Source organism: Gramella jeungdoensis, from assembly GCF_023805255.1.
Taxonomy (GTDB): domain Bacteria; phylum Bacteroidota; class Bacteroidia; order Flavobacteriales; family Flavobacteriaceae; genus Christiangramia; species Christiangramia jeungdoensis.
This window is the reverse complement of record NZ_JAMSCK010000005.1, coordinates 311,415-330,946: the sequence shown is the minus strand read 5'-3', so window position 1 is coordinate 330,946 and position 19,532 is coordinate 311,415. Positions and strand designations below refer to the sequence as shown.

Sequence of the window (19,532 nt, the reverse complement as noted above, 5' to 3'; positions counted from 1 at the left end):
ATATAATAAAAACTGTGCGGTAAGATCAGAAATTTAACGTTTAAGTTTTTAGAGAATTCCCAATTTGAAGAGTCCAAATTCATGCATAAAAAAAGCCCCACACAATGTGGAGCTTTTGTATTATAAGAATTTTGAAAATTATCTTTTCGCTTCCTGAATACGTGCTTTTTTACCAGTAAGTCCTCTAAAGTAGAAAATTCTCTTTCTTCTAACTTTACCACGCTTGTTCACTTCTATTTTCTGAATAGCAGGTAGGTTAACCGGGAAAATTCTTTCTACTCCCACAGTACCACTCATTTTTCTAATGGTGAAAGTTTGAGAAGCACCAGTTCCTCTTTTCTGGATCACAGTACCTCTGAAGAACTGAGTTCTGGTTTTCTGACCCTCCTTAATTTCATAATAAACAGTGATAGTGTCACCTGCTGAAAACTGAGGTAGGTCTTTTTTGTTTACGAATTCGTCCTGAACGTATTTTACTAAGGATTCCATTTTTGATAGTTTAAAGTAAAATCCAAAACAACATTCACGGTTATCGCCAGAGGTTATTTTAGAATGAGTGCAAAATTAAGTAATTTATATTATTGTACAAGCCTGTCAATGAAAAATTTATTCTTCTTCTAAAAGATCGGGCCGTAATTTTTTTGTTCTTTCATATGCCTGCTCTTCCCTCCATGCTTCAATTTTCGGAAAATTTCCTGAAGTAAGTACTTTAGGGACTTCCCAGCCCTTATATTCTGCAGGCCTGGTATATACCGGTGGAGCCAGGAGGTTGTCTTGGAACGAATCGGTCAATGCCGAAGTTTCATTTCCCAAAACTCCTGGTAGTAATCTTATTATTGCATCGCTAAGAACGGCAGCGCCCAACTCTCCTCCAGAAAGCACATAGTCTCCTATGGAGATCTCCTTTGTGATGAACTGATCCCGTACTCTTTGATCTACTCCTTTATAATGACCACAGAGAATAATAATGTTTTCCTGAAGGGACAGCCTGTTCGCCATCTTCTGATTAAGCCTTTCACCATCGGGGGTCATATAAATGACCTCCTGGTAGTCTCTCTCAGACTTTAATTTTGAAATGCATTTATCTATAGGTTCGATCATCATTACCATTCCGGCACCACCTCCAAATTGATAATCGTCTACCTGTTTATAATTATCTGTAGTGTAATCCCGTAGGTTATGTAAATACACCTCTACAAGCCCTTTTTTTATAGCTCTCTGAAGAATTGAGGCTTCAAACGGACTTTTAAGGATGTCTGGTACAACAGTAATTATATCGATACGCATCTGAGTAAATTATGATTTCGGAATTGCCTTCAGGCAAACTTAACTAGGAGTTTCCGCTCGTCTTGTTGCGTTCATCCTGAAGCATTCTGCCAAGACGTTGTTCTTTCTCCAGGGCTTTGGTGCGGTAAGCGTCGAATTCTTTTTCGGTCTCATTAAGTTTCTGCTTGGCATCACGAGTCGCAGCATGTGAGCTTTTGTAGCGGAAAAATAATATGAGTAATATAACCACCAAAACAGCTACTATTCCCCACATCATTGCTTTATACCCTCCTTTGCTGAAAGGCATTCCAAGGAACATTAGGGCGTCTTTTTCTTCGGTTACTCTTGTCAGGTCTTCCTGGGTAGAGTTAAGCTGAGATTTGAGTTTTTCGATCTCATCATTTTGCTGATCAACCGTATTTTTCTGAACTATGATCTCTTCCTTAAGTTCAGTTATGTAATTCCTGGTGGTATTTCTTAAATCGATAAGTTTGTCGTAATCTACTACCTTGTACCCCTGGTAATTATTAGACTCTTCAATAAGTTTGGTGAATTCGTCCTGTATCGGGGTTTCGGTCTTAAGGCTGTCTGTTTGGGCATTCATCTGAAATACACTAACAAGGATAAAAATAGCAAAAATGTAATTTTTCTTACTCATTTTCTGGGCTTTGAATTTGTTTGGTTCCATAAACAACAACGAGCGAATGTATAAGTTAGTATTTCAGATTTTCGGGTGGAAATTCGCCTTTTGTAGGTTTTTTAATTTGTTTTAAATCAGTTTTTTAATGTCTTAAAAGTGGCGCAAAAATAAAAAAACCCCGCGAAAGGCGGGGTCATTTTTTAATAAATTCTGGTAATTTCTAGTAATAAGTATATCTTCTAACCTTAGCGATATACTTCGCAAGTCTAATTACCTGGTGGCTGTAGCCATATTCATTGTCATACCATATATAAAGGATAACGTTTTTTCCATCTGCCGATACTATGGTTGCATTGCTATCATAGATAGCCGGGGCCGAGGAGCCAATAATATCTGAGGAAACCAGTTCGTTATCTACAGAATATTGTATCTGTTCTACCAGATCTCCCTCAAGTGCATACCTTTTCAGGATGGAATTCACATCTTCCAGGCTTGTCTCTTTTTCAACTTCCAGGTTTAATATGGCCAGCGAACCGTTGGGTACCGGAACCCTTATGGCATTGGATGTAAGTTTCCCTTCAAAAACCGGAAGCGCTTTTGAAACGGCCTTTCCTGCGCCGGTTTCGGTAATCACCATATTTAGTCCTGCAGCACGACCTCTTCTGTATTTATTATGCATGTTATCAACCAGATTCTGGTCGTTGGTATAGGCGTGGATAGTTTCTAGGTGGCCATGAATAACCCCCAGTGAATCCTGAATAGCCTTTAGAACAGGGGTGATAGCGTTTGTAGTACATGAAGCCGCAGAGAAAATATCAATCTCTTCAGGGCTGTATTCCTTCTGATTCACTCCGTGAACAATGTTTGGAACTCCTTTCCCCGGGGCGGTAAGCAACACTTTTGCAGCTCCCTTGGAAGCGAGATGCCTGCTAAGGGCCTCTTTGTCTCTAAAGGCTCCGGTATTGTCTATCACAAGTGCATGGTCTATTCCATATTTTGTATAATCTATATCTTCCGGCTGATTTGCAGAGATCATATGAACGGTGGTGCCGTTGATGATAAGTGCTGAATTCTCCTCATCTATATTAACCGTACCGCTGAAAGGTCCATGAACCGAGTCACTTTTTAAAAGTGAAGCTCGTTTTTCAAGAACACTGCGATCTACCTTTCCTCTGGTTACAACCGCGCGTAGTCGAAGCTGATTTCCTTTTCCTGTTCTGGTCATTAACTCACGCGCTACAAGCCTACCAATTCTCCCAAAACCATAGAGCACCACATCTTTAGGAGTGACCGTTTCAGTTTTTTTGGCATTGCTCAACTTGTTTGACACAAAGGCCATAGCATTGCTGTAGATTTGATCTTCCAGATGATATTCATAAGTTAACTTTCCAATATCAAGCTTGGCAGGAGGCAGATTAAGATCCTGGATCGCTTTTGCGATCTCTACAGAATCAAAAATAGAAATTGGTTTTCCAACAAATTCACCGGCATATTCATGAAGGTCCAGTATATCGCTAACATTTCTGTTGATCAACTGGTTTCTGAAAAGTACCAGTTCAATAGATTTGTCATACCACAGGTCACTTACAATATTGATGAATTCTACAGTTGACTTTCGGCGATCTGCCTGGAAAGACAGTTCTTTTTCGTAAACTTTGTTAAAGTCCATGTTTAAGATGTGTTGTTATAAATTTGCCGCAAAAGTATATATTTCAAACGTTTTCGTAAAAACTTTTATTCATAAAAAAACCCTTCACAACTGAAGGGTTTTATTTGACTATTATCGTTGACCTATCTCCAGGCCATTCTTTGCTTTTCACCATTTAGGTCATAGAAGGTGATCACTATAGGTTCTGAAGTTCTCCTTTCCTGAATCACTTCTCTTACGTCTCTTATAGAATTTACCTTTTGATTGTTGATCTCAGAAATGATTCCTCCAACAAGCTCTCCTGCAGGAAGGTTTTCTGCCAGCGTCCGATTGATCCTAACTCCGTTAGGGGCCTGTAAAGCTTTCAACTCTTCTTTGGTTGCATTGGCAACTTCCAGACCTATAGGTATAATACTATATGTTTCAAGCTTGGTAAGCTTCACATTTAGTTCTTTTTCATCACCATCGCGAACTATCTTTACCTTAACTTCATCACCAGGCCTTTTAGAATTGATATAGCCTGTAAGGTCAGAGAATTTATTGATATTGATGTTGTCTATCTTCTTGATAATATCTCTTTCCCTGATACCTGCATTCGCTGCGCCACTTCCAGGAGTGACATCACTTACATATACTCCCTGAGATTCACTAAGTTCAAGTTCCTGGATTGCCGCAGGAGTAATGCTGCCTCCTCTTATGCCCAGAATTCCTTGCTGAACATCGCCAAACTCCATAATATCTTCAACGATCTTTCTTGCATTATTAGAAGGTACCGCGAATGCATATCCAATATAACTTCCACTTGGAGAAGTGATAGCGGTATTGATCCCAATGAGTTCACCATTGATATTCACCAGCGCGCCACCACTGTTGCCAGGGTTGATTGCAGCATCAGTTTGTATGAATGACTGTGGAGAGCTGTCATTAGCATTAAGGTCTCTTGCCTTTGCACTTATTATTCCGGCAGTGACAGTCGATTTCAAATTAAAAGGGTTTCCTACCGCGAGTACCCATTCTCCGAGTTTTACGTTATCTGAGTTTCCAAAGGGAATATATTCTAGGTCTTCGGCATCTACTTTTATAAGAGCGATATCAGAGATAGGATCGCTGCCGATCACTTCGGCTTTGTAGGTCTGGTTATTGTTTAATGTCACCTCGATTTCACTGGCGCCTTCTATAACGTGGTTATTGGTAACTATATAACCATCTGGAGTAATGATCACACCAGAACCGGCTCCCTGTAAGGCACGGCCACCATTATTTCCATATTGATAGTATTCCCAGATGTTTCTCGGTCCTTTAAAAACTGCCACGTTTTTCACGTGAACCACGGCATGAACCGTCTTTTCAGCCGCTTCAGTAAAATCGGCATTGGTCCCATAAACGTGGTTAGTGTTGGTTACGGGTAAGAAAGAATTTTGTGTGGTTTGATCCTTAGCCTGAAATTCCTGAGATTCTTCGTCAAAAAATAGTTTGTAACTTCCCAAGGTAAGAACACCTCCAAGGACGGAAACAAATAGTAGATTCGCTATTTTTTTCATTTTCGGATGTTATTTAATTAATAAACCATTTCAGTTAACATATTATTATACAAAGCGTATAATTTAACGACCATTTAACAGCCCTATTTTCCTCTTCAAAATTGTATATTTGTGCCACTTTTGAAAAAGATCTATGAAACTGACATTCTATAAATATCAGGGTACGGGCAACGACTTTGTAATGATCGATAATCGGGATCAGAAAATATCCAAAAATAATACCAAATTGGTAGGAAGGCTTTGTGACCGCAAATTTGGCATAGGGGCTGACGGGCTGATACTTCTGGAGGATTCTGAGGATCCTGAAGACGATTTTAAAATGGTCTATTTCAATGCCGATGGAAATGAAAGTAGTATGTGTGGGAATGGTGGTCGCTGTTTGGTTGCTTTTGCCAGGTTTTTAGGCATAATCAAGGATAAAGCACGATTTACTGCAATTGATGGTCCTCATGAGGCTGCATTGAATGATGGGATAGTAAGCCTGAAAATGCAGGATGTAAAGGATATTTCTCAAAATGAAGACTTCCTGTTTCTGGATACGGGCTCTCCTCACCATGTCATTTTTGCTGAGAATATTGCCACAAAAGACATTAAACGGGAAGGAGCTGATATCAGGTATTCTGACAGATACAAGAATAGTGGTGGCACGAATGTTAATTTTGTTGAAGGGATTTCAGATAATGCTTTTTCGGTAAGGACCTATGAAAGGGGAGTAGAAGATGAAACCCTTTCCTGTGGTACTGGTGTGACTGCGGTTGCCTTGGCGGCTTATTCTTCAGGTAAGACAAATGCGGAAAGGGTGAAATTAGTAACCCAGGGAGGTGAACTTTTTGTTGACTTCAAAAAAACTGAAAATGGTTTTTCCGATATTTGGTTGTCGGGACCTGCTGAACAGGTCTTTAAAGGCGAAATTATATGCTAACATTAAAAGGCCAGAAAGTATACCTGAGAGCCCTGGAACCCGAAGATCTGGATTTTGTCCATAAGATCGAGAATGACGAAGATTTCTGGGAGATAAGTTCCACTCAAGCACCCTATTCAAAATTTCTTATAAGACAGTACCTGGAAAATGCTCATAGGGATATCTATGATATTAAACAGTTAAGACTGGTTATCTGTACTAAAAGAAACAGACGGGTAGGTCTTATTGATGTATACGATCTGGAGCCGAAAGATCGGCGTGCCGCTATAGGAATATTGATCGCTAATAGAAAGGACCGTAAAAAAGGTTTTGGTTCTGAAAGTTTATCCCTGCTTTGCGACTACTGTTTTACACATCTGGGCCTTCATCAGGTATATGCAAACGTTACGGCTAATAACCGGGATAGTATGCGGGTTTTTGAAAGTAACGGATTTAGAAAAGTAGGTCTTAAAAAAGACTGGTCATTTTTCAATGGAGAATTCAAAGATGAATGGCTTTATCAATTATTGAATAATGTACATTAGAAAGATACTTATCGCAATTGCCATTCTTGGTGTGATAGCTCTTGGAATATTCAGTTATTACGTCTATAACAGTATATTTTCCTCAAATACAGCTTTTGACTCCAGGCAGGAAACGGTCTATATTCCAACCGGGGCTACTTTTCAAACTGTAAGGGATTCACTAAAGCCTTTGTTGAAGGATATCGAGTCTTTCAGCCTGGTAGCACAGAAGAAAGGTTATACCGGTAATGTTAGACCGGGAAGGTATGTTCTGGAAAAAGGAATGAACAATAATGACCTGGTAAATGAGCTGCGAATCGGGAATAAGCCTGTAAAGGTCATCTTTAATAACCAGGAAAGGCTTGAGGATCTGGCTGGACGAATATCAGTTCAGATAGAGGCAGATAGTGCTGCATTGCTCAATTCCTTTAAGGATACTACCTTTTTGAATGAAAATGATTTCACTGAAAAAAATGCATTAGGGATGTATATTCCTAATCAGTATGAATTTTACTGGAATACTTCTGCGGAAGAATTCCGAAAGCGAATGAAAAAGGAATTTGATCGTTTCTGGAACGAGAACAGGCTTAAGAAAGCAGAAGAAACAGGCTTAACTCCATATGAAGTGATCACCCTGGCATCGATAGTGCAGAAGGAAACCGCAAAAGTGGAAGAAAGACCCAGGGTAGCCGGTGTCTATATGAACCGTTATAAGAATGGCTGGAAGCTGGACGCCGATCCAACAGTGATCTATGCCATTAAGGAAAAGACGGGGAATTTTGACACTATTATCAAAAGAGTGCTTTATAAAGATCTGGAACTTGATTCACCATATAATACCTATAAATATCGTCAACTTCCTCCTGGGCCTATCCATATGCCCGATATTTCTTCCATAGATGCAGTATTGAATTATGAAGATCATGATTTCTACTATTTTGTGGCAGATGTGGAAAATTTCGGCTACCATAAATTCGCCAAAACTCTCGCTCAACATAACCGAAATAAGCAGGAATATGTGCGTTGGATCAACCGCCAGGGCATAAATCGTTAGAGCTATTTTTATTTAGGATTGTTTAAGGTTTTGAACCTCAATAAGTTATTCTTTAGTTAAAAACACAATAACTTTAAAAAAGGATTAACAGGCTGTAGTTCAGATTATTAAAATTTGTTATACATTTGCCGGGCGAATATGAAAGGGGTATGATCTATGTTAATAGGCATGCCAGCAACCTTTCAAAAACAAAAGCAATGAGAAAGAAAATTGCAAAATTTTCAATCTTGCCTCTTGCAGCGGGCTCTATATTTTTTAGTTTTTCAACTAAAGATGCTGCTAAACTAAATCTGGAAAATTACTCTACTTACAATCTCGATCTCGAGTATACGGTAGAAAACCTCAAAGAGGAAATTGAACCGGATTTTGAAATCTCCCACACTGCTCCCATTCTGGGGAAATCCTATGTAGGTTTTAAAGAAGCGCTGGCTTTTAAAGAGTCTAGGGGTGACTACAAGACCATCAATGAATATGGATATCTTGGAAAATATCAGTTTGGAAAAGGAACATTAAAGCTGGTGGGAATCTACGACACTGTTGAATTTCTGAATTCACCTGCCTTACAGGAAGCGGCATTTTATGCCAATGCTTCCAGGAATAAGTGGATATTACAAAGGGATATCAAAAGATTCGTAGGTAAAACCATAAACGGTGTTCTTATTACTGAATCTGGTATTCTGGCAGCCGCTCATCTTGCTGGTCCAGGGAGTGTGAAGAAATACCTTAGAAGCTGGGGTGCTCAGGCTTTTAGTGATGCATTTGGAACTACCATTAAAACCTATATGAAGCGATTTGGTGGATATGACGTTTCTTTTGTGAGAACTGAAAAGAACGCCCGGGTAGATTTCGACAAGCTTTCCGTTTAAATATCTTTCTGAATGATAAATATTGCCGGTCTTTTATGAAGATCAGTATTTATATCTTTCCATTCTGAAGCGGTTGCTGTCTTTATGAATTCTGAGTCCAGAGTCAGATCACATGCAACGCAGATTCTGGTTGTAGGGTGTAGGTTCTGAACAAGATCTTCCAGGAATTTTGTGTTTCGGTAGGGAGTCTCAATGAATATTTGCGCCTGATTCTTTTCAGCAGAAATTCTTTCAAGTTGCTTTATCTCGTGTTTTCTTTCTTTTTTATCTATAGGTAAATATCCGTGAAAGCTAAAGCTCTGTCCATTCATTCCACTGGCCATCATGGCAAGTAGAATAGAGGATGGGCCAATAAGCGGAACTACCTGGATATTATAGCGATGTGCCAATTTCACGATCTCTGCACCGGGATCGGCTACACCCGGGCAGCCTGCCTCGCTAAGAAGCCCCATATTCTTTCCTTCTTTGGCAGCATCAAGAAATGTAGGAATCTCAGCCGGATCGGTAAATTTATTAAGTCCTTTTAATCTAAGGCTTTGCTGTGATTTTTCCGGAAGTATTTGCTTAATAAAACGGCGCGCTGATTTTTCATTTTCAACAATAAAATCATCTATATTTTCAATGATGTTCTTGTTAAGGGGAGGAAAAACTTTATCAGGAACTGAATCACCAAGACCTACCGGAATTAGATAAAGTTTGCCGTATTTTTTTTCGGCATCACTCATAGTGTGCCATTGTTCAGTTGTTCGGCGATCTGTTCGCAGGCTTCGTCCAGCATCATGTAAACATTTTCGAATCCCTGTTCTCCGCCATGATACGGATCGGGAACATCAACATTCTCTGAAGGGAAGATCTCTTCAAGGATCAGATGCACTTTCTTGCGATCTTCATCATTTCTCGCCATAGACATCACATCCCTGAAATTGGAATTATCCATCACGAAAATATGGTCGAAATCATCAAAATCTTTTTCTGAAAATTGTCTCCCTCGCTGATCGGTTATGTCAAGATCGTTTTTTCTTGCTATAGCGATGGACCTTTTATCGGGTTGAGAACCTATATGCCAGCTGCCGGTACCCGCCGAATCTACAAATACTTTATTTGTGTCAACTTTAGATTTTAGAATACCTTCGGCCAGGGGTGATCTGCAAATATTGCCGAGGCACACCATCAATACCCTGGTTTTCATAAAATGTATTTTATAATGTGAGCTTCTTGTTGAGGTCTTCAACAAATTTTTTGAATTGTTTGTCGGTCGAGGCCAGGTTGTCTACCGTTTTACACGCATGTAATACAGTGGCATGATCGCGGCTTCCAATCTGTGAACCGATACTCGCCAGTGATGCTTTCGTAAATTTTTTCGCAAAGAACATCGCCAGCTGCCTTGCCTGCACTATATGTCTTTTCCTTGTTTTAGATTGTAGTGTATCTACATCCATCTGGAAGTAATCGCTTACAACTTTCTGGATATAATCTATGGAAACCTCACGTTTTGTATTCTTAACGTAATTGTCAACGATCTTTTTAGCCAGTTCCAGGGTGATATCTTTCTTGTTGAAAGAAGAGTGGGCGATCAATGAAATGATAGCGCCTTCCAGTTCCCTGATATTGGTTTTGATATTATTGGCAAGGAATTCCACTATATCTTCAGGCATTTCAACACCGTCCCTATAAAGTTTGTTCTTTATGATAGACACACGGGTTTCAAAATCGGGATGTTGAAGTTCAGCTGAAAGTCCCCATTTGAATCGGGATAGTAAGCGCTGTTCAATATCCTGCATGTCCACCGGAGCCTTGTCACTGGTTAAGATAACTTGCTTTCCATTCTGATGAAGGTGGTTAAAGATGTGGAAAAATACATCCTGTGTTCCTGCCTTGCCTGAAAGCAACTGTATATCATCCACAACCAGAACATCTATGATCTGGTAAAAATGGATAAAATCGTTCCTGTTATTCTTTTTTACAGATTCAATATACTGCTGAGTGAATTTTTCAGCAGAGATGTAAAGGACTGTTTTTTCTGGGTACTTGTCTTTTATCTCAACTCCAATAGCGTGAGCGAGATGCGTCTTTCCAAGTCCAACGCCTCCGAATATTAAAAGTGGGTTGAAAGAGGTGCCTCCAGGCTTGTTAGCTACTGCTAAACCTGCAGATCTGGCCAGCCTGTTGGATTCACCTTCAAGGAAATTTTCAAAATTATAGTTGGGGTTTAGCTGAGATTCTATCTTCACATTCCTGATTCCGGGAATGATGAAAGGGTTCTTCAGCTCGGGACTTTTATTCTTAATAGGTACGTCAACTTCCTGAGAGGCCATTTGAGATCTTTGGGTACTTGGGATCTTTTCGGTAAACGGAAGTTTGTTACCATATGTGTTCTCCATCTTGATCACATAAACCAGTTTGGCTTTATCGCCAAGTTCACGTGTGAGAGAAACTTTTAACAGCTTGACATAATGCTCCTCCAGCCATTCGTAGAAAAATTTCGACGGTACCTGGATGCTCAGGGCACAATCTGTTAGTTTCACTGCTTGGATAGGTTCAAACCATGTTTTGTAAGCTTGAGGGGTAATGTTATCCTGAATAAATGACAGACAGTTATTCCAAACCGATTGCGCAGTTTTCGACATTATTAGTTAAACTTAGTTTAGGTTAGTAGTAAGTTCTATTGGAAGCCGGGCAATTGATTTTCCCAACTCGAGCGGAACAAATATGTGAACAAAAAATGTAAAAAAAAAACCATTTTGGGGTTGAATTTTAAGAAAATTTTATGCATACTTACTTCCGAGCCTGAAGATAAAAAACCTTTCTCAAAAAGGCTATTTTTTTTGCATGAAATCACACGAAACTTTTGTTAAAGTCCGATATGCCGAAACCGATCAAATGGGTGTGGTGCATCATGGAAATTATCCTCAATACCTTGAAATGGCCCGTATTGACTGGTTAGAGTCACTCGGGATCTCGTACAAAAGTATGGAAGAAGAGGGAGTAATGTTGCCGGTATTCGAATTAAAATTGAAATATCACAAACCGGTCACTTTTCATGAGAACCTTAAGGTAGAAACGCGTTTGCAGGAGTTGCCAAATGTTAAAATTACCTTCGACTATTCGGTGTTTAACTCAAATGGTGATTTGGTTACTACGGCGACCTCGGTTTTGGTCTTTATGGATGCAAAAACCAGGAAGCCTATTCGTTGTCCTAAATATATTTTGGAAAAGCTGCAGGATTAATCCTTCAGTTTTGTGATTTCTACTTTATAGGTATTGTCAAATTTAGAATAGATCTGTTCTGCATCATTTTTTCTCACCGAGATATAGATTTTGCAGTCAATTTCCAGTTTTTGATCTATTACATTCAGGTTATTCTGTTTGATCACCTGCATCACCTTGTTCATTTCTGGATAGTCAAATTTCACCACAAAAACTTCATCGATAGTCCTTTTAATAATGTCTGATTCTTCCAGTGCCATTTGTGCTGCAGTCTTATATGCATTTATAAGTCCGCCGACACCAAGTTTGACACCGCCAAAATACCGCACCACAACTACGAGTATATTGGTAACATCAAAAGATTGTATCTGTCCGTAAATTGGCATTCCGGCCGAATTTGAAGGTTCTCCGTCATCATTTGCTCTGTAGCGATAATTCTCTTCTTCCTTTCCCAGTTGCCATGCATAGCACCAGTGCCGAGCCTTATGGTGTTTTGATTTTAATTCTTCAATATATTCGTTCGCTTCTTCTTCCGTTTTTATGGGGAAGGCATATCCAAAAAATTTTGAATTCCTGTCCTTAAAAAGGACTTCGGGCGAAGCTTTGGTGATACTTTGATATGTATCTTTCATATCGCAGAGTTTGCTACCAGGATAATACTAATAACTGCAATTGCAAGCCCTATCCAGTTTTTTCTTAAAAGTCTTTCACGGAAAAGAATGATTCCGGTAATCGTAGAAAGCGTAACAATAGCTACGTGATTTATGGTAAAAATGGTGGAGCTTTCAAACCCGTGACTGCGCAGAGCCATAACCAGGAAATAGATGGAATAATAATTGGGAATTCCAAGTGCAATTCCACCAAGTATATTCCGCCAGGTGATCTTAAGCTTCCCTAAAATCGCCTGGCCTGTTAAAATTAAAACCCCAAGTGTTCCCGCTGTTGCAAAAATGGTAGAAGAAAAGAGTCCAACGTCTTCTTCGGCAACATAACTGGTCTCAAGATATTTAAGGCTGGTGTCTATAATACCGCTTCCAAGAAAGACTAACAGTGGGAAAATCAGGTTTTTGCTCTTTATATTAAGTCCCTCTCTTGTTTTAATTGAAGTGAGGTAAACAGCTACCAGGGCGAGTACAATTCCTGTAAGCTTCAGGGCTCCTGTACTTTCCTTGTAAAGGAAAATTCCACATAGTACCGGAATTGCGACCGACATTTTTGTGGCCACGGCAACTACAGAAAGTCCACTTTTTTGTGTGGTAATGGCTGCAAGATTGAAAACGGTTATAAAAAGAGCTCCTAGCATGAGGGCCCCGGGGAACCAGTTTTCAGATGGAACATTGGTGAAATCGGAACCTTCAATATAGCCGAAGAAACCAACCATACAGGCTATAAAATAATTAACAATAATCGCCTGAAGCGTATTAACATTGAATCTGGTATAGAGCCTGAATACCACAAAAATTATGGTAGATGATAATACACTTAGAAGCAGGTAGATCAAAATAAATCGCTTTTAGTAGTAAAAAGATCTATAACGTCTTCCCGGGTGGGCTCAAGATTCCAGGTATGAAAACCTAGGCTGGCAGCCGATTCGATATGCTCTGGCGTGTCGTCAATAAATAGGCAGTTTTCAGGCTTAAGATCATGCTGTTCCAGTACGAATTCAAATATTTCGGGATCTGGTTTTCGCAGCCCTATCTCGTGAGAAAGGTAGAAGGCGTCAAAACAATCCCTGAAATCTTCAAAAAATGGGACATTGTTCTTTATGTATTCAATATGATTTTCATTGGTGTTGCTGAGCAAAATGAGCTTATAATCCTTTTCCTGGGAGAGTTTCTGGATAAATCTGAATTTATATTCAGGAAATTCCAGCAAAATGGAATTCCATGCATTCAAAAAGTCCTCCGAATTTAGCTGGGGGAATTCAGTTGTATAATGGTCTGAAATTTCATCGGAGGTTACAAACCCCTGTTCGTATTCCCTGTTTTTTGCCATAAGAGATTCCGGCAGTTCATTTATATCAATCTCCTTGAGTTTATTGGTTGTGGCTGCTTTATCTAAACTGATAAAAACATCCCCAAAATCAAAAATTATCGCTTTGATCATTTCTGTAAATTTTTAAATTATCACTTCCAATCAGCACCTCTTCCTCCAGTTTTCCATTCAAAAGAGGAGCCTTGGTTCCTGCTGTAAAACGTGTCTTTCCTGTAAAAATTCTGGCTTCATCCCAGAGACCGCTGTCAATGAATTGCTGTAAGGTTCTTGTTCCTCCTTCAATAATAAGTGATTGCAGCTCATGTTTATAAAGTATATCGCAGATATCCCTAGCAATATTCTCTGAAAAATTTATCTCCTCAAAAATGAGGTTTTCATCCTCAAAGACTTCAGATTTTTTGTGGCAAATAACGATCGTTTTCTGGTTTCGGTTATATACTGAAGTGTCCTGGGGGATCTTTAGTTCCCTGTCGATAATCACCCGCACTGGATCTTGTCCTATCCATTTTCTTACGTTCAAATTTGGATTATCTTCCAGCACCGTCTTGGTGCCTACCAGTATCGCTGCCTCTTCGCTTCGCCATTTATGAACCAGGGTCCCCGAATATTTATTGGTGATCCAAACCGGTTTCTTTTCTGCTTTTGTTTGAGGGGCGATAAAACCATCCTGGGTCTGTGCCCATTTCAGGATTATATAAGGGCGCTTTTTATTATGAAAAGTGAAGAAGCGTTTGTTTAGTTCCAGGCATTCTTCTTCAAGTACTCCAACTTTTACTTTGCAACCGGCATCCATCAGTTTTTTGATTCCACGACCTGCAACCTTAGCAAAAGGATCCATAGTCCCGATGACCACTTTTTTAATTCCTTTGTCTATAATAAGGTCACTGCAGGGGGGTGTTTTTCCAAAATGGCTGCAGGGTTCAAGACTTACATAAATAGTTGCATCTTTCAGAAGACCTTCATCTTTCACTGAGCTGATCGCATTCACCTCGGCATGGGGTTCTCCGGCCTTTCTGTGCCAGCCTTCTCCTATGATCTTTCCATCATGTACGATCACGCTTCCAACCATAGGATTCGGGTAGGTAGTTCCAAGTCCGTTTCGGGCGAGTTCTATGCAGCGTTTTATGTATTTTTCGCTTATATTCACCTCACAAAAATAGAATTAATTAGGCAGAATGAATACATGGAAAATTCGGGAGATAAAACCCGAAGACAATCAGCAGGTTAAAGAGCTAATAAGGAGCGTGCTTGTTGAAATGGGTGTTCCTAAAGTGGGGACGGCATATGAAGATAAGGCACTGGATGATATGACCCGAACCTATGAAAATGACAAAAGTGTATACTTTGTAGTGGAAGAAGGTTCAAAAATAATAGGTGGAGCAGGAATTGCACCTTTAACCGGAATGGAAGATGAGATATGCGAACTCCAAAAGATGTATTTTCTGCCCGAGTCCAGAGGGAGAGGAATTGGAACCGCGATGATCACCCGCTGTCTTGAATTTGGAAAAAATAAAGGCTTCAAAAAGTGCTATATCGAAACACTGCCGTATATGGAAAATGCCCGTAAATTATATGATAAGAATGGATTTGAAGTGATTGAAAAACCTCTTGGGAATACAGGTCACTATAATTGCACTGTCTTTATGACTAAAGAGTTGTGAGCTTTAAGTTAGCTATAAGCTTCCAGCAATCAGCTTTAGGCAAGTCTTTAAACTTTAAACTTTCAGCTTTAAAATGCTTCTTTCCCAGTTAAAAATACAGTTTATAGATCAGTTAAAGGATGATTATCCTACAACTGAAATTGAATCATTCTTCCATATTCTTACCGAAGAGTATTTAGGAATGACCAGATTGGAAACCGCGTTAAATAGAGATTTTGAGGTTTCGGAAGAACAGAAAGCATGGTTTGAACACGCTCTACTTCGATTAAAGGATCATGAGCCAATACAGCATATTACGGGGAAAGAGGAGTTCTTTGGAATGAAATTCAAAGTGAATGAGCATGTCCTTATTCCGAGGCCTGAGACAGAAGAACTGGTAGAGTGGATAGTGTCGGAATTTAGGAATGTTAGTAAGCCAATTAGAATTCTGGATATCGGAACAGGTAGCGGATGTATAGCGGTTAGTCTTAAGAAAGCTATTGGAAATGCTGAAGTTGTTGCCTTTGATATATCTGAAAAAGCCCTGAAACTGGCAGAAGAGAATGCAAGGGAAAATCATGTGAAGGCTAATTTTGAGAAAAAGGATATTCTGCAAACGGAAGATCTGAAACAGAAGTTCGATATTATTGTCTCGAACCCTCCATATGTGAGAGAAATTGAGAAAAAGGATATGCAAAGGAATGTACTGGACCACGAACCCGAAACTGCTTTGTATGTTAAAGACACTGATCCTTTGATATTTTACAGCAAGATTACCAGTCTTGCACAGCATGCTCTGAATCCCGGGGGGTGTCTATATTTTGAAATTAACCAGTATCTTGCTGAAGAGACAAAAGCGCTGGTTGAGAGTTCTGGTTTTGAAACCGAGTTGAAAAAGGATATTTTTGGGAACTTCCGAATGCTGAAAGGGATTAAGAAATAGCTAATATGAGTAGTAGATTGAATAATATCCATAACCTGGCCATTTTCTGTGCCAGTAGTGATGGTAATGATCCTGAGATTTATCAAACCGCGTATGAAGCAGGAAAGATAATTGCTCAAAATGAAATCAGGCTTGTTTACGGAGGAAGTAAGCTTGGTCTGATGGGTCAGGTGGCTAAAGGAGTAATGGATCATGGAGGTAAGGTAACCGGGGTGATTCCCGATTTTTTAAAGACAAAGGAAGTGGTTCATACCGGTCTGGATAAACTGGTTACTACTAACGATATGCATGAACGCAAACTTGCCATGAACGAACTTAGTGATGGCTTTGTGGCTTTGCCCGGAGGCTTTGGAACCTTTGAAGAACTCTTTGAAATTGTAACCTGGGCCCAGTTGGGATTGCATAGAAAACCAATTGGCCTGTTGAATATTGGTGGTTTTTATGAAGATCTTATCAATATGCTTCAGAAAATGACCTCTAAAGGCCTGCTTAAGCAGGATAATCTGGATATTCTTCTGGTTTCTGACGATTTTGAAAAGCTGCTTGATAAGATGAGAAAATTTGAGCCAAAACCGGTTCCGAAATGGATGAATAAAAACCAGACCTGATCATGAAAATAAAGAAGCTTACTATTTACAGTGATGATATAAAGGAGCAGCTTAAGTTCTATCGGGATGAACTGAATTTTGAGGTTAGGAATTACTCCGAGAAAAGTTTTGAACTGGTGTTGGGTTATTCCATTCTAAGATTTGAATATAAAGAAAACGCTACTCCTTATCATATAGCTTTTCATATTCCCGACTGTCAGGAGAAAGAAGCCCTGGCCTGGGTAGAGGGCAAAATGGCCGCTCTGCCATTTAATAGAGAGAAAATCATAGATTTCAGCAACTGGCAGGCCATGTCGGTCTATTTCTATGACTGTGATAAGAACATTATGGAGTTTATTTCCCGCCGTGAATTCAGTAAACCGGAATCGGCGATCTTCAATCCTTCCAATATTGTTGGGATTGCCGAGATAGGCCTGGTTACAGATAATGTGAAGGAGAAATTTGAACAGCTTAACCTTGAATGCGACCTGCATAAGTTTGACGGGGACTATGAAAGGTTTTGCGCGATAGGGGAGCCTTCTGGCCTCATTATTACAATTAATAATCATTTAAAGGACTGGTTTCCTACCAATGATGAAGCTTATATGTCTCCTTTTAAACTGGAGTTTGAACATAAGGAGCAAAATTTTCATCTGTCTTTTACTAATAACCAGTTAGAAATTTCAAAAAACTAATACCAACCGATTTTTAAATGGATAGCGAAAAGAAAATTCAGAGTCTTCGTGAAGAATTACAGCAGCATAATTACAACTATTATGTGCTGGATAAGCCTCAGATAAGCGATTATGAATTTGATATGAAGCTGAAGGAGCTTCAGGAACTGGAAGAAAAACATCCGGAATTTGAGGATGAAAATTCACCCACACGGAGAGTTGGCGGTGCGATAACGAAGAACTTTGAGACGATTGTTCATGAACACAGGATGTATTCGCTTTCAAATTCCTATTCAAAAGAAGAGCTTGAAGACTGGGAGAAGAGGATCAGGAAGATCGTTGAAGGTAAAGTGCAGTATGTATGCGAACTGAAGTATGACGGAGCTTCCATCAGTCTTACATATGAGAACGGAAGACTGAAAAGGGCCGTGACCCGCGGGGATGGTTTCCAGGGTGATGATGTGACCAATAATGTAAGGACTATCCGTTCTGTGCCATTAAAATTGAAAGATGATTATCCTGAAAAATTCCACATAAGGGGAGAGATCATCCTGCCATATGAAGGTTTTGCCAAAATGAATGCTGAACGCGTGGATATAGGAGAGGAACCATATGCAAATCCGCGGAATACGGCATCTGGCAGTTTAAAACTCCAGGACAGTGCTGAAGTTTCAAAAAGACCGCTTGATTGTCTGCTTTATAGTATTGTAGGGAATAACACCGGGATATCCACTCAGTTCGAAGGTCTCAAAAAAGCCAGGGAGTGGGGTTTCAAGGTTCCGGAAGAATCAGAACTTAAGGATTCGATAGAAGAAGTGCTTCAGTATATCAATTACTGGGATGAGCATCGCCATGATTTACCATATGAGACCGATGGGGTGGTGGTCAAGGTAAATGACATCCATCAGCAGGAAGAGCTGGGGCATACGGCCAAGTCACCAAGGTGGGCAATGGCATATAAATTCAAGGCGGAGCAGGAGAGTACAAAGCTTAAAAAGATCACCTATCAGGTAGGTCGTACGGGAGCTATCACCCCCGTGGCGAATCTGGAACCTGTGCAACTGGCAGGTACGGTGGTAAAAAGAGCTTCTTTACATAATGCCGATCAGATCGAAAAGCTGGACGTAAGGGAAGGAGATACCGTATTTGTTGAAAAAGGCGGGGAGATCATTCCTAAGATCGTGGGAGTTGATTTTACCAAACGTGATCCGGAATCTGAACCTACAAAATATGCGACACACTGTCCCGAATGTGATACCGAACTGGTACGAAACGAAGGGGAGGCTCAGCATTACTGCCCCAATACTAATGGATGTCCACCTCAGATAACAGGTCGTATCCAGCATTATATTTCGAGAAAGGCAATGGATATTGAAGGTCTTGGAGGTGAAACTGTAGCCTTGTTGGTGAATGCTGACCTTATCGGTAATTACGCCGATCTCTATACTCTTAAAAAAGAAGATGTATTGCCACTGGAAAGGATGGCAGATAAATCGGCCGAGAACCTTATCAATGGAATTGAAAAATCCAAAGAGGTTCCTTTTGAAAGGGTTTTGTTTGCTCTTGGAATTAGATATGTGGGTGAAACCGTGGCAAAGAAACTGGCAAAGCATTTCAAGAATATAGATGCCCTTATGGCGGCTTCAGAGGAAGAGCTTATTAATCTTGATGAAATTGGAGAGCGTATCGCCTGGAGTGTGGTCGATTTCTTCAGCAATGAAGAAAACAGGGAAAATGTTGAAAGGCTCAGGCAATATGGTGTTCAACTTGAGATCTCGGCAGAGAAGCTCGCGAATCAGACCGATATACTCGAAGGAAATACTTTTGTGATTTCGGGGGTATTTGAAAAGGTATCTAGGAATGAGCTTAAAAAACTTATTGAAGATAATGGAGGAAAGGTGTCCAGTTCAATTTCTTCAAAGACAAATTATCTGGTAGCTGGCGAGAATATGGGGCCAAGTAAGCTGGCCAAGGCAGAGAAGCTTGGGACCAATATCATAAGTGAGGATGACTTTCTCGCAATGCTTAATTGAAAATAAATACCTG

The 19,532-nt window shown here is 39.9% G+C and carries 22 protein-coding genes; 10 read left to right on the top strand and 12 right to left on the bottom strand.

Annotated features, from left to right (window positions below; genetic code table 11):
- Positions 1-138 precede the first annotated feature (138 nt).
- The 5 genes from rplS to NE848_RS14855 form a co-directional block, all read right to left on the bottom strand.
- Positions 139-489: a 50S ribosomal protein L19 gene (gene rplS, locus NE848_RS14875; RefSeq protein WP_252115061.1), complete on the bottom strand. Its 351-nt coding sequence runs from the start codon at positions 487-489 to the stop codon at positions 139-141.
- Positions 490-606: 117 nt separating this feature from the next.
- Complete coding sequence (gene trmD, locus NE848_RS14870; protein WP_252115059.1) at positions 607-1,287, bottom strand: tRNA (guanosine(37)-N1)-methyltransferase TrmD; 681 nt, start codon at positions 1,285-1,287, stop codon at positions 607-609.
- Positions 1,288-1,330: 43 nt separating this feature from the next.
- Positions 1,331-1,924 carry a hypothetical protein gene (locus tag NE848_RS14865; protein WP_252115057.1) on the bottom strand — a complete coding sequence of 198 codons (594 nt, stop codon included), beginning with the start codon at positions 1,922-1,924 and terminating at the stop codon, positions 1,331-1,333.
- Between the two features lie 202 nt (positions 1,925-2,126).
- Entirely contained in the window at positions 2,127-3,575 is a 1,449-nt protein-coding gene (locus NE848_RS14860) for a glyceraldehyde-3-phosphate dehydrogenase (RefSeq protein WP_252115055.1), read from the bottom strand.
- A gap of 122 nt (positions 3,576-3,697) precedes the next feature.
- Positions 3,698-5,095 (bottom strand): S1C family serine protease, encoded by a 1,398-nt coding sequence (locus NE848_RS14855; protein WP_252115047.1) that lies wholly within the window; start codon positions 5,093-5,095, stop codon positions 3,698-3,700.
- 133 nt (positions 5,096-5,228) lie between these two features.
- Here NE848_RS14855 and dapF point away from each other — a divergent pair, with 133 nt between their 5' ends.
- The 4 genes from dapF (at position 5,229) to NE848_RS14835 (ending at position 8,440) form a co-directional block, all read left to right on the top strand.
- Positions 5,229-6,017 (top strand): diaminopimelate epimerase, encoded by a 789-nt coding sequence (gene dapF / locus NE848_RS14850; protein ID WP_252115045.1) that lies wholly within the window; start codon positions 5,229-5,231, stop codon positions 6,015-6,017.
- Positions 6,011-6,541, top strand: a complete 531-nt coding sequence (locus tag NE848_RS14845; RefSeq protein WP_252115043.1) for a GNAT family N-acetyltransferase — start codon at positions 6,011-6,013, stop codon at positions 6,539-6,541. Before dapF ends, NE848_RS14845 begins: the two co-directional genes overlap by 7 nt.
- The gene (mltG, locus tag NE848_RS14840; RefSeq protein ID WP_252115041.1) at positions 6,531-7,574 is read left to right on the top strand and encodes an endolytic transglycosylase MltG; all 1,044 of its coding nucleotides are present in this window, start codon (positions 6,531-6,533) and stop codon (positions 7,572-7,574) included. The genes NE848_RS14845 and mltG overlap by 11 nt, the downstream gene beginning before the upstream one ends.
- Positions 7,575-7,771: 197 nt before the next feature.
- Positions 7,772-8,440, top strand: coding sequence for a peptidoglycan-binding protein LysM (locus tag NE848_RS14835; RefSeq protein ID WP_252115038.1), 669 nt, complete (start codon positions 7,772-7,774; stop codon positions 8,438-8,440).
- On the opposite strand, the gene NE848_RS14830 is transcribed toward NE848_RS14835, so the two are convergent.
- From NE848_RS14830 to dnaA, 3 genes are read right to left on the bottom strand one after another with little or no spacing between them, the layout of a single operon-like run.
- Entirely contained in the window at positions 8,437-9,165 is a 729-nt protein-coding gene (locus NE848_RS14830; protein WP_252115036.1) for an SAM-dependent methyltransferase, read from the bottom strand. The two genes, NE848_RS14835 and NE848_RS14830, sit on opposite strands and share 4 nt — an antisense overlap.
- Positions 9,162-9,629, bottom strand: coding sequence for a low molecular weight protein-tyrosine-phosphatase (locus NE848_RS14825; RefSeq protein ID WP_252115034.1), 468 nt, complete (start codon positions 9,627-9,629; stop codon positions 9,162-9,164). Before NE848_RS14825 ends, NE848_RS14830 begins: the two co-directional genes overlap by 4 nt.
- Before the next feature lie 10 nt (positions 9,630-9,639).
- Positions 9,640-11,067 carry a chromosomal replication initiator protein DnaA gene (gene dnaA / locus NE848_RS14820; protein ID WP_252115032.1) on the bottom strand — a complete coding sequence of 476 codons (1,428 nt, stop codon included), beginning with the start codon at positions 11,065-11,067 and terminating at the stop codon, positions 9,640-9,642.
- Positions 11,068-11,269: 202 nt separating this feature from the next.
- Between dnaA and NE848_RS14815 the strand changes: the two genes are divergently transcribed.
- On the top strand, positions 11,270-11,668 hold the full coding sequence (locus tag NE848_RS14815; protein WP_252115031.1) for an acyl-CoA thioesterase: 399 nt from the start codon (positions 11,270-11,272) through the stop codon (positions 11,666-11,668).
- Here the strand turns inward: NE848_RS14815 and NE848_RS14810 are convergent.
- From NE848_RS14810 to ribD, 4 genes are read right to left on the bottom strand one after another with little or no spacing between them, the layout of a single operon-like run.
- A complete protein-coding gene (locus NE848_RS14810) occupies positions 11,665-12,279 on the bottom strand; it encodes an IMPACT family protein (RefSeq protein ID WP_252115029.1) in 615 nt (204 codons plus the stop codon). The two genes, NE848_RS14815 and NE848_RS14810, sit on opposite strands and share 4 nt — an antisense overlap.
- On the bottom strand, positions 12,276-13,148 hold the full coding sequence (locus tag NE848_RS14805; RefSeq protein ID WP_252115027.1) for an EamA family transporter: 873 nt from the start codon (positions 13,146-13,148) through the stop codon (positions 12,276-12,278). The genes NE848_RS14810 and NE848_RS14805 overlap by 4 nt, the downstream gene beginning before the upstream one ends.
- Positions 13,145-13,753 carry an HAD family hydrolase gene (locus NE848_RS14800; RefSeq protein ID WP_252115025.1) on the bottom strand — a complete coding sequence of 203 codons (609 nt, stop codon included), beginning with the start codon at positions 13,751-13,753 and terminating at the stop codon, positions 13,145-13,147. Before NE848_RS14800 ends, NE848_RS14805 begins: the two co-directional genes overlap by 4 nt.
- On the bottom strand, positions 13,731-14,789 hold the full coding sequence (ribD, locus tag NE848_RS14795) for a bifunctional diaminohydroxyphosphoribosylaminopyrimidine deaminase/5-amino-6-(5-phosphoribosylamino)uracil reductase RibD (protein WP_252115023.1): 1,059 nt from the start codon (positions 14,787-14,789) through the stop codon (positions 13,731-13,733). The genes NE848_RS14800 and ribD overlap by 23 nt, the downstream gene beginning before the upstream one ends.
- A 28-nt stretch (positions 14,790-14,817) precedes the next feature.
- On the opposite strand from ribD, the gene NE848_RS14790 reads away from it, so the two are divergent.
- The 5 genes from NE848_RS14790 (at position 14,818) to ligA (ending at position 19,519) form a co-directional block, all read left to right on the top strand.
- Positions 14,818-15,303, top strand: a complete 486-nt coding sequence (locus NE848_RS14790; RefSeq protein WP_252115021.1) for a GNAT family N-acetyltransferase — start codon at positions 14,818-14,820, stop codon at positions 15,301-15,303.
- Positions 15,304-15,376: 73 nt separating this feature from the next.
- A complete protein-coding gene (gene prmC / locus NE848_RS14785) occupies positions 15,377-16,225 on the top strand; it encodes a peptide chain release factor N(5)-glutamine methyltransferase (RefSeq protein WP_252115019.1) in 849 nt (282 codons plus the stop codon).
- A gap of 5 nt (positions 16,226-16,230) precedes the next feature.
- The gene (locus NE848_RS14780) at positions 16,231-16,833 is read left to right on the top strand and encodes an LOG family protein (protein WP_252115017.1); all 603 of its coding nucleotides are present in this window, start codon (positions 16,231-16,233) and stop codon (positions 16,831-16,833) included.
- Between the two features lie 2 nt (positions 16,834-16,835).
- A complete protein-coding gene (locus NE848_RS14775) occupies positions 16,836-17,507 on the top strand; it encodes a VOC family protein (RefSeq protein ID WP_252115015.1) in 672 nt (223 codons plus the stop codon).
- A 17-nt stretch (positions 17,508-17,524) separates the two neighbouring features.
- Positions 17,525-19,519, top strand: coding sequence for an NAD-dependent DNA ligase LigA (ligA, locus tag NE848_RS14770; protein ID WP_252115013.1), 1,995 nt, complete (start codon positions 17,525-17,527; stop codon positions 19,517-19,519).
- The last annotated feature ends 13 nt before the right edge of the window (positions 19,520-19,532 follow it).

Bases quoted from the DNA above. Each gene is read 5' to 3' on its own strand.
- rplS (WP_252115061.1), bottom strand. From the start codon at position 489: ATGGAATCCTTAGTAAAATACGTTCAGGACGAATTCGTAAACAAAAAA.
- trmD (WP_252115059.1), bottom strand. From the start codon at position 1,287: ATGCGTATCGATATAATTACTGTTGTACCAGACATCCTTAAAAGTCCG.
- NE848_RS14865 (WP_252115057.1), bottom strand. From the start codon at position 1,924: ATGAGTAAGAAAAATTACATTTTTGCTATTTTTATCCTTGTTAGTGTA.
- NE848_RS14860 (WP_252115055.1), bottom strand. From the start codon at position 3,575: ATGGACTTTAACAAAGTTTACGAAAAAGAACTGTCTTTCCAGGCAGAT.
- NE848_RS14855 (WP_252115047.1), bottom strand. From the start codon at position 5,095: ATGAAAAAAATAGCGAATCTACTATTTGTTTCCGTCCTTGGAGGTGTT.
- dapF (WP_252115045.1), top strand. From the start codon at position 5,229: ATGAAACTGACATTCTATAAATATCAGGGTACGGGCAACGACTTTGTA.
- NE848_RS14845 (WP_252115043.1), top strand. From the start codon at position 6,011: ATGCTAACATTAAAAGGCCAGAAAGTATACCTGAGAGCCCTGGAACCC.
- mltG (WP_252115041.1), top strand. From the start codon at position 6,531: ATGTACATTAGAAAGATACTTATCGCAATTGCCATTCTTGGTGTGATA.
- NE848_RS14835 (WP_252115038.1), top strand. From the start codon at position 7,772: ATGAGAAAGAAAATTGCAAAATTTTCAATCTTGCCTCTTGCAGCGGGC.
- NE848_RS14830 (WP_252115036.1), bottom strand. From the start codon at position 9,165: ATGAGTGATGCCGAAAAAAAATACGGCAAACTTTATCTAATTCCGGTA.
- NE848_RS14825 (WP_252115034.1), bottom strand. From the start codon at position 9,629: ATGAAAACCAGGGTATTGATGGTGTGCCTCGGCAATATTTGCAGATCA.
- dnaA (WP_252115032.1), bottom strand. From the start codon at position 11,067: ATGTCGAAAACTGCGCAATCGGTTTGGAATAACTGTCTGTCATTTATT.
- NE848_RS14815 (WP_252115031.1), top strand. From the start codon at position 11,270: ATGAAATCACACGAAACTTTTGTTAAAGTCCGATATGCCGAAACCGAT.
- NE848_RS14810 (WP_252115029.1), bottom strand. From the start codon at position 12,279: ATGAAAGATACATATCAAAGTATCACCAAAGCTTCGCCCGAAGTCCTT.
- NE848_RS14800 (WP_252115025.1), bottom strand. From the start codon at position 13,753: ATGATCAAAGCGATAATTTTTGATTTTGGGGATGTTTTTATCAGTTTA.
- NE848_RS14790 (WP_252115021.1), top strand. From the start codon at position 14,818: ATGAATACATGGAAAATTCGGGAGATAAAACCCGAAGACAATCAGCAG.
- prmC (WP_252115019.1), top strand. From the start codon at position 15,377: ATGCTTCTTTCCCAGTTAAAAATACAGTTTATAGATCAGTTAAAGGAT.
- NE848_RS14780 (WP_252115017.1), top strand. From the start codon at position 16,231: ATGAGTAGTAGATTGAATAATATCCATAACCTGGCCATTTTCTGTGCC.
- NE848_RS14775 (WP_252115015.1), top strand. From the start codon at position 16,836: ATGAAAATAAAGAAGCTTACTATTTACAGTGATGATATAAAGGAGCAG.
- ligA (WP_252115013.1), top strand. From the start codon at position 17,525: ATGGATAGCGAAAAGAAAATTCAGAGTCTTCGTGAAGAATTACAGCAG.